The sequence below is a fragment of the Streptomyces sp. NPDC046335 genome (genome assembly GCF_055587985.1).
The window spans coordinates 55647-69186 of record NZ_JBVJFF010000009.1; the positions used below are offsets into that span (position 1 = coordinate 55647).

Genomic DNA, 13540 nt, shown 5'->3' on the forward strand with positions numbered 1-13540 from the left:
CCCGCCCCTCACAGAGCGGAAAGCTCAGTCAGCTCACGCGCCGGGCCCGGTGCTTGACGCCGCGCAGCCGGACCCTGGCGGGCAGGCTCGCGAGGCCCGCCGAGTCACGGGCGCGGGCGAGGGTTCCGGCACAGAAGTGGTGCAGTGCGTCGGCGGGCGCGGCGTGGGGTTCCAGGGCGAGCTCCGCGCGCACCCGCGGCGCACCGCGCCGCCCGGTCAGGACGGCCCGGGCGCGCTCGACGCCGTCCTGCGCCTCGGCCTCGCCGGCCAGGACGTTCTCCAGGGCGCGGCCGCGCAGCAGGGCGCCCTCGCCGTCGCCGGTATCCACCAGGACCTCCGCGAGACGGCGCCTGCGGAGCTGCGCCGAGAGCCACCAGAGCGTGAGCAGCACGAGCAGCGCGAGTGCGCCGATGACCACCGGCCAGAACCATCCGGCGTCCCGCCAACGGGTCCGGTCGGCGTCGCTGAGCAGCACGTCGTGCCGGCCGTCGTGGATCCACCAGGAGGGCGGCGGCGCGCCGAGCCCCACGGCGAGCACGGAGCCGCCGAGGACGAGAAGGACGAGCCCGGCCAGGGCCAGGAGCACGCGGTTGACCGTGCGCGGCACGGCGCTCACCCCTTCCTGCCTGGCCGGGCGACGTGGACCGAGAGGCCGGGCTCCCGGGTGAGCCCGAGGTCGTGGATGCCGTCGGCCATCGTCGTGTCCAGGTCGTCGCGTACGTCGTCGAGTTCGCGGAAGTGCGAGACGGCACGCACCTTCACCTTGGAGCGCTTCATGCGGACCCGCACGGACTGCACGCCGGGCACGTCCATCGCGCGGTCGCGCAGCATCGTGGCGGCGGCGGTCCGTTCGATCCCCGCGCGCACGTCGGGGTGGGTGCGCCGCATCGGCAGGAGCCCGCGCTCCCCCGGCGTCGCGGCGAGCACGAGCAGCCAGAGGCCGAGCGCCGCGGCGACGCCCGCCCCGACGAGCACCGCCGTGTCATCGAGGGGGCGCTCCGCGAGACCCCGGGCGAGCTCGCGCCGCCAGCGCATCGCGGGGTGATCGGTCCGTACGGCGACGATGTCGTACAGGAGCAGTCCCGTACCGGCGAGGAGCAGCACGGCGAGCAGCGCTGCGGGCACCCGGCGGCGGGACCAGAACCGTCCGGAACCGGCGCCGTCCTCGGCGAACGTGGGCGGCGACCGGTGGCCGGCGGTGTCCTCTTCGACGACCGGCGGCTGCTGGGTGGCGCCGCCCCCCTCGGCCTCCCTCATCGTGTCCTCCCCTGTGCCGCGGCGCGGACCCGCGCCGAGTACAGCCGCTCCACCTGGACCGCCACTTCGGGCACGTCCATGCCCGCCAACGCCTTCACCCGCTCGGCGACATGGCGGCGCACGGTGCCGCAGCGGCCGCCGATGTCGCAGGGATAGTCCAGTTCGAGGCTGACGCGGACGCGGGCGGTGCCCTGGTTCACGGCGACCGTGGCGTGCGGCGGCGAGCCGTCGGCCGGTACCTCGTCCACGGCCTCACGCGCCGCCTGTGCGGCGATCTTCGCGACGACCCGGTCGGCGATCCGGGTGGCGCCGCGCTCCCCGGGCGCGACCTGTGCCGCCACCGCTCACCGCCGCCGGTCGCCGCGGGTACGGAAGAACTCGCCGGGTTCCAGGTCCCCGTCGAGGAACCGGCCCGCCACGAAGCCGACGGCGCCCAGGGCGGCCACCAGAAGGAACGCACCGAATCCGCCGAAGTATCCGGCGAAGCCGAGCGCCATCCCTGCCACCATGCCGATCACGGCCATACTCATCGTGCGCTCCTCATCGTGCACTGCTCGTCGTGCGCTGCTTCTCGGGCGCTGCTTCTCGGGACGTGGCTGCGCCGCGGGGCCTACTGGAGGCGGCCCTCGGGTTCCTCGTCGTCCTCGTCGGGCAGCTTCACGTCGCTCACGGCGATGTTGACCTCGACGACCTCAAGCCCGGTCATGCGCTCCACGGCGGCGACCACGTTCTCCCGTACGTCACGGGCGACGTCCGCGATCGCGACGCCGTACTCGACGACGATCTCCAGGTCGAGCGCGGTCTGTACCTCGCCGACCTCCGCCTTCACGCCGCGCGAGACGGATTTCGAACCGCCGGGCACCCGGTCGCGCACGGCCCCGAAGGTCCGCGCGAATCCGCCGCCCATCGCGTGCACGCCCTCGACGTCACGCGCGGCGAGCCCGGCGATCTTCTCGACGACGCCGTCCGCGATGGTGGTCCGGCCGCGGCCCGCCGGGGCACCGCCGCTGGTGCCGCGCCCGGCCGGGCCTCTCGCCGACGCCTCCGTCGGGGAGTCCTGCCGCAGCGTCTGAGACGTCTTCCGCTGTCCGATGTCGGTCATCGCCGTCCCGTCCGTTCCGAAAGGGGGATGTGCTTTCCCTCGCCACATTAAGTCCGGTTGCGCGGCAGCGCTCCGGGGATGCGGCAGGCTGGAGACCATGACGGGTGACGGTTGGACCCAGGCGGTACGGCGGCAGCTCGGGCTCGGCAGGGTGCTGCCGCTCGGCGACGCCGAAGACGGCACATGGGTGACGGAGGCGGCGGCGGACAGCGCGTTGCGCCGGGCGACGCGCGAGGTCACCGGCGTACGACTGGGCACGCTCCGCATCGCCCCTGCCGGTCCGGAGGGGGCGCGGGCCGCGGCCGTGCCGCCGCCGCCGAGCGCGCTGCCGCCGGGGCCGCTGCGGATCACGGCGGACTTCGCGGCCGTGGCGAGCGAGCCCCTGCCCATGGCGGCCGACCGGCTGCGCGCGGCGCTCCTGGCGGCGGCGCACCGGCTCGGCCTGGTGGCTCCCGAGGTGGACCTGCGGGTGACGGCACTGCTCGACGAGGCGCATGCCGCCGAACAGGTGACGCCCAAGGCCGCGGACGGCGTACGGCAGGAGCCGGACGTGGGCGCGGCGGCGGCCGATGGCCGAAGCGACGCGTCGCGCGCCGGACGGGCCGCGCTGGCCGTGCCGGGGGCGACCCGGCTGAGCCGCGCGCTGGGCCCGGCCGTGCACATCGAGGAGCGCCCCGCGGCCAACGCGCTGCCGCGCCGCCACGCGCGCGTGGAGCTCGCGACCGGCGGCGGGCACCGCCCCCTCGACGTGGCGCTCGCGGTCCGCGCGGCGGTGGCGAAGGCCCTGCCGGACCATCCCTCGGTGGCGGTACTGATCACCGCGGTGGAGTGAGGAGGGCCGTGGCGTCAGTCGCCGAGGCCCGCGAGGTCGCGGAGCCTGCGGCCCTGCGCGGCCCGCTCGGCGACGCGCTGCTCCTCGTACGTACGGCCCGTGGCGCCCTGGAGCAGCGCCTTGGTCTCGATGACGGCGTCGCGCGGCGCGGCGACGAGCGCGGCGGCCAGGTCCTCGGCGGCGGAGCCGAGCTGGTCCGCGGGCACGACGAGATTGGCGAGGCCCACCCGCTCGGCCTCGTCCGCGTGGACGAAACGTCCGGTGGCGCAGATCTCCAGGGCGCGGGCATAGCCGACGAGCCCCACCAGCGGATGCGTGCCGGTGAGGTCGGGGACCAGGCCCAGGCTGGTCTCGCGCATGGCGAACTGCACGTCGTCCGCCGCGATCCGCAGATCGCAGGCGAGCGCGAGCTGGAAACCGGCGCCGATGGCATGCCCCTGGACGGCGGCGACGGACACGATGTCGCTCCGCCGCCACCAGGTGAACGCCTCCTGGTACTCGGCGATCGTGGCGTCGAGGACGCCGTCACCGCCGCGTGCCAGATCGATGAAGGACGGCTCGCCGTCGAAGCCCTCGGGCGTGAACGCCTGCCGGTCGAGGCCCGCGGAGAAGGACTTGCCCTCTCCGCGCAGCACCACGACACGGACGCTGCCCGGCAGCAGCTGACCCGCCTCGGCCAACGCCCTCCACAGCGCGGGAGATTGGGCGTTACGTTTGGCCGGGTTGGTCAGCGTCACCGTGGCGACAGCCTCGTCGATGGTGAGGCGTACGCCGTCCTTGTCGAGAACCGGTGCGAGCTCGCTGTCGGTCGAAGCCATGGATGCCTCCGGTGGGGTGCGGTCGGGCCGGACGCGTGAAAGCGCCCGTAAGTGACTGCACAGTAACCACCCGGCCGATCACGTGATCGACCGGGTGGCCACCATCGGACCATGGAACAGCGCGCCGCCCCGATCAGCCGGCGGCGGCCTTCTTGCCTCGCGTCGCCCCGCCGCGTCCCCGCAGCGTGACGCCGGACTCGCTCAACATCCGGTGCACAAAACCGTACGAACGGCCGGTCTCTTCGGCCAACGCCCGGATGCTCGCACCGCCGTCGTATTTCTTCTTCAGGTCTGCCGCGAGCTTGTCGCGCGCGGCGCCGGTTACCCGGCTGCCCTTCTTCAGAGTCTCGGCCACCCGTGCCTCCTCATGGGAAGTGCGCTCTGGACTTCTCATGATCACCCCTCATGGGCTTCCTGGCCACCCATTCGGCAAGGTCCGTACGACGATGTTCGTCGTTCCGGAAGCGTCCACCACGAGTGGAATTAACGATTCCGCACGATGGATTTTCCTTACACGCACTGGCGCCACGGAGAACAAGCAGGTCAGGGGCGTCCGAGGCAGGCGCCTTCCACATCCCACAGCGCGGCCACGAAATCCGTGTAGGACACACCTCGGTACGAGGACAGCTCACACAGATGAGGGATCACGGATCGGCCGAATGATCCATACGCAGTGGATCAATGGTTCGATCACGCTGAGTGGACGCCGCCGCGCCGCACGGTGCGCGGGGAGCGCGACGCGCGGCTCAGGCGAGGGCGACCAGGTCCGCGTAGTCCTGGCCCCACAGGTCCTCCACGCCGTCCGGCAGCAGAATGATCCGCTCCGGCTGGAGCGCGTCCACCGCGCCCTCGTCGTGGGTGACGAGGACGACCGCGCCCTTGTAGGTCCGCAGGGCGCCGAGGATCTCCTCGCGGCTCGCCGGGTCGAGGTTGTTGGTGGGCTCGTCGAGCAGCAGGACGTTGGCCGACGAGACGACCAGCGTCGCGAGCGCGAGCCGGGTCTTCTCGCCGCCGGAGAGCACCCCGGCGGGCTTGTCGACGTCGTCCCCGGAGAAGAGGAACGAGCCGAGCGTCTTGCGCACCTCGACGAGGTCGAGGTCGGGCGCGGCCGAGCGCATGTTCTCCAGGACCGTGCGCTCGGGGTCCAGGGTCTCGTGCTCCTGCGCGTAATAGCCGAGCTTGAGGCCGTGGCCCTCGATGATCCGGCCGGTGTCGGGCGTCTCGGCGCCGCCGAGCAGCCGCAGCAGGGTGGTCTTGCCCGCGCCGTTGAGGCCGAGGATGACCACGCGCGAACCCTTGTCGATCGCGAGGTCGACGTCGGTGAAGATCTCCAGCGAGCCGTACGACTTCGACAGTCCCTCGGCCATGAGCGGCGTCTTGCCGCACGGCGAGGGCTCGGGGAAGCGGAGCTTGGCGACCTTGTCGCTCTGGCGCACCGCCTCCAGGCCCGCGAGGAGCTTGTCCGCGCGCCGCGCCATGTTCTGGGCCGCGACGGTCTTGGTCGCCTTGGCGCGCATCTTGTCGGCCTGCGAGTGGAGCGTCGCGGCCTTCTTCTCGGCGTTCTGACGCTCGCGCTTGCGGCGCTTCTCGTCGGACTCGCGCTGCTGCTGGTAGAGCTTCCAGCCCATGTTGTAGACGTCGATCTGGGCGCGGTTGGCGTCCAGGTAGAAGACCTTGTTGACGACCGTCTCGACCAGGTCGACGTCGTGGGAGATCACGACGAAGCCGCCGCGGTAGGTCTTCAGGTAGTCCCGCAGCCAGACGATGGAGTCGGCGTCGAGGTGGTTGGTCGGCTCGTCCAGGAGGAGTGTGTCGGCGTCCGAGAAGAGGATGCGGGCCAGCTCGATGCGGCGGCGCTGACCACCGGAGAGCGTGTGCAGGGGCTGGCCGAGCACACGGTCGGGGAGGTTCAGCGCGGCGGCGATGGTGGCGGCCTCGGCCTCGGCGGAGTACCCGCCCTTGGTGAGGAACTCGGTCTCCTGGCGCTCGTACTGCTTGAGGGCCTTCTCCCGGGTGGCACCCGCGCCGTTCGCGATGCGCTGTTCGTTCTCGCGCATCTTGCGGATCAGTGTGTCGAGGCCGCGCGCCGAGAGGATGCGGTCGCGGGCGAGCACGTCGAGGTCACCGGTGCGGGGGTCCTGCGGGAGGTAGCCGACCTCCCCGGAGCGCGCGATGGTGCCGCCCGCGGGGGTGCCCTCGCCCGCCAGGCACTTGGTGAGGGTGGTCTTGCCCGCCCCATTGCGGCCCACGAGGCCGATACGGTCGCCCTTCGCGATGCGGAAGGTGGCGCTCTCGATGAGGATGCGGGCGCCGGCGCGCAGCTCGATGCCGGAAGCGGTGATCACGGGGGTACTCCTGAACAGGGTGGACGGCGAGAGGGACGACAGAGGTGCTCGGGGCCGGTGTCTACGCCGTCCAACTGAGGAGAGGAGCTGCCATGACAGCCATTCTAACGGCCCAGCGCAATTAAATTTCTGGCCGCCCGCCACCGTCGCCGCGCGCGCCCCCGCCCGCCAGGTCTCCGTTGCCGAGAGGGGTGCGGCCCGGAACGATTCTTCCGTAGCCGTCCACCGCGATGACCTGGGACGTCCAGGAGGCCGCCGACCCCGTGCAGGGCTGGGCGACCATGAGGGCGCCGCCGCGCCGGACCGAGCGGGCGGGCTCGAAGGCGCAGCCGCGGCGGGCGGGCAGCACCCAGCGCAGGTCCCCGTCGGCGGCGCGGTAGGCGGCGATGCGGTGCGGGGTGACCACGGCCAGCATGCGGGCGCCGGGAGCCAGGGGCCGCAGGACCCCGGCGCCGCCGCGCGCCTCGGGGGTGCGCAGCCAGGCGGCGCTCGCGGGGATGGCACGGTGCCAGCGCACGGAGCCGCCGCGTGCGGTGCGGGTGCCGGTGCCGGTTTCCGTGACCGTGTCCGTGACAAGGCCGTCGCTCCAGAGCGCGAAGGCGTGCCCCGGGGCGGCGAGCAGCGTGACGGGCGTGCGGCCCTTCCTCGTGTACGTCCAGCGGGCCTCGCCGCTCCCGCGGTCGTACGCCTCGACCGCGCCGCCCCTGGTCCGCAGCCCCGGGGGCGCTGCCGGCCCGGCACCGGCCACGCGCGCGTGGACGGTGAGGCGGTCTCCGTAGGGGGCGGGCCGCGAGTGGTGGGCGGCGGTGATCAGCGGCACGGCCAGGAGCGCGAGGGCCACGGGGAGGGCGATACGGGTGCCTCTGCGGGCCGGGGCGGTGCCTCGGCGGGCCGGGGCGAGGCCAAGGGCCGGTCGCCGCTTCCGGGGCCCGGCCGTCCCGCGCGGCAGGCCGTCCGCGTCGAGCGGCGCAGCGGACATGAGGCCCCCTTCGATGCCGGTGCCACGGACCAGGCGCAGAGCGTAGCGGCGGGGATTCCCCGCAGCCGCGGGGTGCGGTGGCGACACGGCGGGGGCGGTCGCCGCCGTCCCCCGTTCGGACCTCCGTGCGGCGTCCCGCGCGGCCCGCTCACTCCCCGCCGGTGTGCACCTGGAAGGCGGCGCGGCGCACGGCCTTGGCGAGCGCCGGGTCGGGGTGCGCCGCGGCGAGCGCGACCAGGACCTGGACCGTACGGGGGTGCCCCGCGCGACGCACCTCGTCGAGCAGGGCGGGCACGGTCGGCTGGACCGCCGACTCCAGGTGCCGCACGAGGAGTTGGGCCTCTCCGTGGTCCGCGACGGCCGCCGCGGTGTCGATCCAGAGCCAGGTGGACTCCTCGCGGCTCAGCACGAGGTGGACGTCCTCGGGGTCGGCGCCCTCCTGCTCGGCGAGCCAGAGCAGGGCGTAGGGGCGCAGCGAGGCCTCCTCGACGACGGCCCTGACGTCCGCCTCGGCCGGGGCGCCGACCACGCGCAGGGCCTCGAAGGCGAGGCCGCGCAGCAGGGCGTCCTCGCCCCTGGCGGCGGTGAGCAGGTCGGTGACGGCGCTGCCGACGGGGCGGGCGGCGAGCCAGGCGCGGTATTCGGCGCGGGCGGCGTTGGGCCGCAGGCGGGCGCAGCCCCGGAGCATGTCCTCGGCGGACTGCTCGATGTGCCCGGCGGGGCTCTGCGCGGCGACGCAGATCTGCTCCAGCTTGACCCAGACCGCCCAGCTGCCGAGCGGGGTGAGCGTGGCCTGGCCCTCGGCGTAGGTCAGCGCGCCGACGGAGGCGAGGCCGTGCAGGGCCCAGTCGAGGAGGGCGGGCAGCGGGACCGCCTCCGCGCTCTGGTCGGCCGCGGGGCCCGGCTGGTCGTAGGGGATCTCGCAGCGCTCGGTGCGCAGCTCCTCGACACGCTGCTCCAGGAGGTCGAGGAGCTGCGGCACGGGGACGGGTCCCGCCGAGAGCTGGAGGAGAGAGAGCACCTGCGGCATGGCCTCGACGGCCTCGGCGACCCCGGCGGGGGGCAGGCCTGCGGGCGCGGGGTGGGCCAGCGACCAGGCGTCGAAAAGTGCGACCCAGCCGCGCAGCACGGCGGTGTCGTCGCGGTTCCAGGCGCGCAGCCGCCAGCCGGGGCGGGCGCTGTCGCCGTGCACCTCGATGAGGCCCGCGAGGCGTGCGGTGTCCCAGTCGGCCCGCACCTGATCAGGGGTCAGCCCCAGTTCGGCGGCGGCCCGTTCGGCGGTCGCGTCGGAGAGGGTGCCCTTGCCGTCGGGTGCCGCCCCGCCGGGTCCCGGGCGCAGCGCCGCGTCGGCCCAGCGGGCGATCCGCACGGCGTCGGCGAGGCCCGCGCGTGCCCCGCGGGCCAGCTCCGAGGCCGGTGGCGTGCCCTCCGGTGGCCGTGGCGCGGGGCGGCGCGTGCGTCGGTGGCTCACCGCGCCGGGGGCGGCGGAGAGGGGTCGCGCTGGGTCGCGCTGGGCATCTCCTCGCCGGTCGGCCCTCGGGTAGGGGGCGCGGACGAGTCGGAGCCTGGAGTCGCGCGGGGTACGGGACGTCACGAGAGCAGTCTTCCTGTTGACGGTCCGAAAACCCAAACGGAGTGGCGACGACGGCTCTTGAGGCCTGCCGCGGCGGGGTCGACGGTGAGCGCGGGCGGCGGTGACCGAGGGGTCACAGGGGGTGGCCGGGGGTCACATCAGGGGGACGAGGAAGCGGCGCAGCGCCTCTTCGTAGCCCTCGGGGTCGGCGTTCCACATGGCACCGTGGGGCGCGCCCTCGACGGTGCGCATCGTGACGAGGTCCGGGCGGCGCTCCGCCAGCCGGCGCGAGAGGCCCCAGGGCGCGACGACGTCGTCGGGGCCGTGCACCAGGAGCGTCGGCACCCGGAGCACGCCGGGGTCGACGGCGGCCAGGGTGCGGTCGCCGCGCAGCCCGGTGCGCCCCTGGGCGGCGCGCACGGCGAGCGGAAGGAGCGGCCCGGGGGTGCGCCGGGCCGAGGCGAGGGCGCGCAGGGTGGTCTCCCAGTCGAGCACCGGGGAGTCGAGGACGAGGCCGCTGACGTGCTCGCGCAGGGCCGAGTGCGCGGCGGCGTGCAGGCACATGGTGGCGCCGGTGGACCAGCCGTGCAGGACGACGTGGCGGGCGCCGCCGCGCACGGCGTAGCGGATGGCGGCGTCCACGTCGCGCCACTCGCTCTCGCCGAGGTGGCCGAGGCCGTCGGTGGAGCGGGGCGCGTCCGGGTCGCCGCGGTAGGCGATGTCGAGGACCGGGAGCCGCAGCCGCCGCAGGAAGTCCATGACGATCATGGGATGTTCCCGGGTGGTGCCCAGGCCGTGCACGGTGATGACCCAGGTGTCGCGGGTGCCCGGCAGGAGCCAGGCGGGCAGGCCGCCGAGTTCGCCGGGGACGGTGACGTCCTCGTGGTCGAGGCCGAGCGCGGTGCGCGGGTCGCCGACGTGGACCTGCGGGGTGAGCCGGACCTTCGCCCCGGCGTGCAGGGTGCCGCGGGTGACGGCCTCCAGGCGGCGTACGACGGTGTCGGCTTTGTGCGGCACCGACTCCAGGACGGGTCCGACGACGGCGTGGGTGCCGTCGCCGACCAGGCCGTAGGTGCCGGGGCGGCGGCTCGCCAGGGCGCGGGTCAGCGTGACCCGGTCCGGGGTCGTGGCGTGCACGGTGAGTCTGGGCTCCGTCGGCAGGGGGCGACCCGCCGGGGCTCTGAGGGCGGCGTCGCTCGCGAACCGGCCCGCAGCGATCGCGGCTGCGGCCGTCCCCAGGGCGGCTGTGACTGCGATGACGGCCGCTGCCGTCGCTTTGGCTGGGCGCACCGCTCCAGTGTCCGGGCACGGGCGCCCCGGGGCCAGTGGGCGGCGCCCGCGGGGTGAGCGCGGACTCCCCGCGGGGCTCTCGGTCAGCCCCGCGGCTGCCCGTATCCGCGCAGCCGTTCCTGGGCCTCCTTGAGCTGGCCGTCGGTCAGGAGCGTGGGCGAGAGGCCGGGGACGGAGCTGGCCGTGAGCCACAGGCGGCACATCCATTCGAGCTGGGCGGTGCGGTCGTAGGCCTGGGCCAGGGAGTCCCCGTAGGTGACCGTCCCGTGGTTGCGCAGGAGGCATCCGGTGCGTCCCCGCAGGGCGTCCAGCATGGTGCGGGCCAGTTCCTCGGTCCCGTAGAGCGCGTAGGGGGCGACGCGGACCGGGCCGCCGAGCAGGCCCGTCACGTAGTGGACCGGCGGGAGCTCGGGGACCAGGAGCGAGACGGCGGTGGCGTGCACGGCGTGGGTGTGGACGACGGCCCGCGCGTCGGTGGAGCGGTAGACCGCCAGGTGCATGGGCAGCTCGCTGGTCGGCTCCAGGGCGCCGATGACCCGCCGGCCCGCGAGGTCGACGCCGACCACGTCCGCCGGGCGCAGCCGGTCGTAGGGGACTCCGGTCGGGGTGATCAGGACCGTGTCGCCGACGCGCACGGAGACGTTGCCCGAGGTGCCGACGACGAGGCCGTCCCGCACGGTCCTGCGGGCGGTCTCCACCAGCTCGTCCCACGCGGCCCGGACCAGCGCGTCCGACGCGACCCCGACGGGCCCGCCCGACGCCGCCCCGACGGGCTCACCCGACGCCGCGCCCACGGGCCCATCCGACGCCACCCCGCCGGGCTCGCCCGACGCCACCCCGACCGGCCCGTCCGACGGCACCCCAACGGGCCCATCCGCCGCCACCCCGCCGGGCCCATCCGCCGCCACCCCCACAGGCTCGCCCGACGCCGCCCCCACCGGCTCGCCCGACGTCCCCACAGGCTCGCCCGACGCCGCCCCCACAGGCTCGCCCGACGCCGCCCCCACAGGCTCGCCCGACGCGGCCCCCGCAGGCCCGTCCGTCGCCCTCGAAGGGGCGTTCCGCTCCGTGTCGCGTCCGGGGTCCTGCCGGTGTTCAGTCATGCGGCGATCCTGCCAGCCGCGCTCGGCGCACTGAAGGGCGTCCGCGCGCCGGGTCGCCCCCCGGTCCGCCCCCACGCGCGCGGGCAACGCGCCGGGTTTTCCGCCGCTGTCCGCACACGGGGTGACCAGGATCTCCTCGCGGTTCCCCGAGGCCTCCCGAGCCGGCTGCGCGGGGGTGGGACCCGGGTGGCGGAAGGCGACACTCCGGCCGATTTGCGGGACCCCCACGGTCTTTCCGTACGCTCGCGACCGGAGGCCCGATCGATGCGGAGTGAAGACACTCCACTTTGGGTCACTACAACGCCCGGCCCAGTTCATCTTCCGTTCACCCGGGTTGCCTAACTTCCAATTGCCACTGACGTCCAACAGAAGCCTGGGTAAATGGAACACATCACGCTTCTCCTCGGGATCGTGATCGTTACCGCTCTCGTGTTCGATTTCACGAACGGTTTCCACGACACTGCCAACGCGATGGCGACGACCATCTCGACCGGCGCTCTCAAGCCCAAGACGGCGGTGGCCATGTCCGCCGTGCTCAACCTCGTCGGCGCCTTCCTCTCCGTCGAGGTCGCCAAGACGATCTCCGGCGGCATCGTCAACGAGGACGGCCTCAAGACAGAGGTCATATTCGCCGCGCTCGTCGGCGCGATCCTCTGGAACCTGCTGACCTGGCTGGTCGGCCTGCCCTCCAGTTCCTCCCACGCCCTCTTCGGCGGCCTCATCGGCGCCGCGGTCATGTCGATGGGCTGGTCGTCGATCGACGGCGGCACCGTCGTCACCAAGATCCTGATCCCCGCGATCGCCGCGCCCCTCGTGGCCGGTATCGCCGCGACGCTGGCCACGCGCCTGACGTACCGCATCGGGCGCAACACCGACGCCAAGGCGACCTCCAAGGGCTACCGCACCGGTCAGATCGCCTCCGCCGGCCTCGTCTCGCTGGCGCACGGCACGAACGACGCGCAGAAGACCATGGGCATCATCACGCTCGCCCTGATCACCGGCGGCGTGCTGAACCCGGGCGCCAACCCCCCGATGTGGGTCATCGTCTCGGCCGGTGTGGCCATCGCGCTCGGCACCTACCTCGGCGGCTGGCGCATCATCCGCACCATGGGCAAGGGCCTGACCGACCTGGCGCCGCAGCAGGGCTTCGCCGCCCAGACCAGTGCCGCGACGGCGATCCTCGCCTCCTCGCACATCGGCTTCTCGCTCTCCACCACCCAGGTCTGCTCGGGCGCCGTCATGGGCGCGGGCCTCGGCCGCAAGGGCGGCGTGGTGCGCTGGTCCACGGCCACCCGCATGTTCGTCGCGTGGGGCCTGACCCTGCCGGCCGCGGGCCTCGTCGGCGCGGGCGCCGAGTTCCTCACCAAGCAGGGCCCCTGGGGCATCGCGGCCACCGCGACGCTCCTGGTCGCAGGATCGGCCGTCATCTGGGTGCTCTCCCGGCGCAACGCCGTCGACCACACCAATGTCACCGACGACGAGATCCGCCGCGACGACGGCCACGCGACCGCCGAGCCCGCGGGTGTCGTGACCACCGCGATGGCCGCCGTCACCCCGCCCCCGGCGGGCCCGGTGACCGCCGCCGCCACCTCGGACGAACCGGTCAAGGCCACCATCGCGGGCCCGACCGCCACCACGACCGGCGCCATGGCGGACCCCGCCAGGCCCGCGACGGTATAAGGACGGATCAGCATGGACATCGACTGGGCAGCCCTCGGCTCCGTCTTCGGAGTCAGCCTCGTGGTCACGGTGGCCCTGGTGGGCCTCTTCACCCTCGGCATCGTCGGCCTCTCCAAGCAGGAGACGGCGTCCGCTTCGGGCGGCGGCTCCGCGACCCTGGCCCGCACCGGCGCGTACGCCTGCTTCGCGCTCTGCGCGGCGGCGGTGTCGTACGGGATCTTCCTGATCGTCGTCTGACGACCGGAGCCCACAGGTGGGGCGCGTGGCGTACTGACGCCGCGCGCCCCACCTCTGCGTACGGGCTGTGCGTACGGGCGCGGGTGTGGGCCCCAACACACTCTCCCGCCGCAGGTCAACAGCGAGTTGACGGGCGTTCGCGGCGCGTGGTGGACTGCCCGGGCCAACTACGGCGGCAGCAGAGGAAGCCGGTGCGAATCCGGCGCGGTCCCGCCACTGTCAGCGGGGGAACTCCCCCGCGAGCCAGGAACTCTCACCGCCGATCACGTCGTACCAGGGCGCGGACACCCTGAGTGAGGACCTTTGCCATGCGCGGCCGCCCGT

15 protein-coding genes and 1 riboswitch are annotated in these 13540 nt (G+C 74.1%); of the genes, 3 read left to right on the forward strand and 12 right to left on the reverse strand.

Annotation, left to right across the window (positions count from 1 at the left end; all coding sequences use genetic code 11):
* Nucleotides 1-28: 28 nt before the first annotated feature.
* The 5 genes from amaP to ACZ6JY_RS22655 all read right to left on the reverse strand — a co-directional run bounded on the left by amaP (nt 29) and on the right by ACZ6JY_RS22655 (nt 2359).
* Nucleotides 29-616, reverse strand: a complete 588-nt coding sequence (amaP, locus tag ACZ6JY_RS22635) for an alkaline shock response membrane anchor protein AmaP (RefSeq protein WP_469198140.1) — start codon at nt 614-616, stop codon at nt 29-31.
* The gene (locus ACZ6JY_RS22640) at nt 613-1257 is read right to left on the reverse strand and encodes a DUF6286 domain-containing protein (protein ID WP_469198142.1); all 645 of its coding nucleotides are present in this window, start codon (nt 1255-1257) and stop codon (nt 613-615) included. The genes amaP and ACZ6JY_RS22640 overlap by 4 nt, the downstream gene beginning before the upstream one ends.
* Nucleotides 1254-1598, reverse strand: a complete 345-nt coding sequence (locus ACZ6JY_RS22645; protein WP_469198144.1) for an Asp23/Gls24 family envelope stress response protein — start codon at nt 1596-1598, stop codon at nt 1254-1256. The genes ACZ6JY_RS22640 and ACZ6JY_RS22645 overlap by 4 nt, the downstream gene beginning before the upstream one ends.
* Before the next feature lie 3 nt (nt 1599-1601).
* Entirely contained in the window at nt 1602-1787 is a 186-nt protein-coding gene (locus ACZ6JY_RS22650; protein ID WP_469198146.1) for a hypothetical protein, read from the reverse strand.
* An 80-nt stretch (nt 1788-1867) separates the two neighbouring features.
* Nucleotides 1868-2359, reverse strand: a complete 492-nt coding sequence (locus ACZ6JY_RS22655) for an Asp23/Gls24 family envelope stress response protein (protein WP_469198148.1) — start codon at nt 2357-2359, stop codon at nt 1868-1870.
* 97 nt (nt 2360-2456) lie between these two features.
* Here ACZ6JY_RS22655 and ACZ6JY_RS22660 point away from each other — a divergent pair, with 97 nt between their 5' ends.
* Nucleotides 2457-3191 carry a nucleopolyhedrovirus P10 family protein gene (locus ACZ6JY_RS22660; protein ID WP_469198150.1) on the forward strand — a complete coding sequence of 245 codons (735 nt, stop codon included), beginning with the start codon at nt 2457-2459 and terminating at the stop codon, nt 3189-3191.
* A gap of 14 nt (nt 3192-3205) precedes the next feature.
* On the opposite strand, the gene ACZ6JY_RS22665 is transcribed toward ACZ6JY_RS22660, so the two are convergent.
* The 7 genes from ACZ6JY_RS22665 to ACZ6JY_RS22695 all read right to left on the reverse strand — a co-directional run bounded on the left by ACZ6JY_RS22665 (nt 3206) and on the right by ACZ6JY_RS22695 (nt 10921).
* Complete coding sequence (locus ACZ6JY_RS22665; protein ID WP_469198152.1) at nt 3206-4009, reverse strand: enoyl-CoA hydratase/isomerase family protein; 804 nt, start codon at nt 4007-4009, stop codon at nt 3206-3208.
* Between the two features lie 133 nt (nt 4010-4142).
* Nucleotides 4143-4364: a helix-turn-helix domain-containing protein gene (locus ACZ6JY_RS22670; protein WP_055550175.1), complete on the reverse strand. Its 222-nt coding sequence runs from the start codon at nt 4362-4364 to the stop codon at nt 4143-4145.
* 391 nt (nt 4365-4755) lie between these two features.
* Nucleotides 4756-6354: an ABC-F family ATP-binding cassette domain-containing protein gene (locus tag ACZ6JY_RS22675; RefSeq protein ID WP_469198155.1), complete on the reverse strand. Its 1599-nt coding sequence runs from the start codon at nt 6352-6354 to the stop codon at nt 4756-4758.
* 121 nt (nt 6355-6475) lie between these two features.
* The gene (locus tag ACZ6JY_RS22680; protein ID WP_469198157.1) at nt 6476-7333 is read right to left on the reverse strand and encodes a PQQ-binding-like beta-propeller repeat protein; all 858 of its coding nucleotides are present in this window, start codon (nt 7331-7333) and stop codon (nt 6476-6478) included.
* A gap of 148 nt (nt 7334-7481) precedes the next feature.
* Nucleotides 7482-8927: a hypothetical protein gene (locus ACZ6JY_RS22685; RefSeq protein WP_469198159.1), complete on the reverse strand. Its 1446-nt coding sequence runs from the start codon at nt 8925-8927 to the stop codon at nt 7482-7484.
* Nucleotides 8928-9059: 132 nt separating this feature from the next.
* Nucleotides 9060-10196 carry an alpha/beta hydrolase gene (locus tag ACZ6JY_RS22690; protein WP_469198161.1) on the reverse strand — a complete coding sequence of 379 codons (1137 nt, stop codon included), beginning with the start codon at nt 10194-10196 and terminating at the stop codon, nt 9060-9062.
* Between the two features lie 83 nt (nt 10197-10279).
* Complete coding sequence (locus tag ACZ6JY_RS22695; RefSeq protein ID WP_469198765.1) at nt 10280-10921, reverse strand: class II aldolase/adducin family protein; 642 nt, start codon at nt 10919-10921, stop codon at nt 10280-10282.
* Nucleotides 10922-11680: 759 nt separating this feature from the next.
* Between ACZ6JY_RS22695 and ACZ6JY_RS22700 the strand changes: the two genes are divergently transcribed.
* Together ACZ6JY_RS22700 and ACZ6JY_RS22705 are read left to right on the forward strand one after the other, a co-directional pair.
* Nucleotides 11681-12979 carry an inorganic phosphate transporter gene (locus tag ACZ6JY_RS22700; RefSeq protein ID WP_469198163.1) on the forward strand — a complete coding sequence of 433 codons (1299 nt, stop codon included), beginning with the start codon at nt 11681-11683 and terminating at the stop codon, nt 12977-12979.
* Nucleotides 12980-12991: 12 nt separating this feature from the next.
* A complete protein-coding gene (locus tag ACZ6JY_RS22705; RefSeq protein WP_469198165.1) occupies nt 12992-13216 on the forward strand; it encodes a hypothetical protein in 225 nt (74 codons plus the stop codon).
* 181 nt (nt 13217-13397) lie between these two features.
* Nucleotides 13398-13469, forward strand: a riboswitch (cobalamin riboswitch).
* Nucleotides 13470-13540 lie beyond the last annotated feature (71 nt).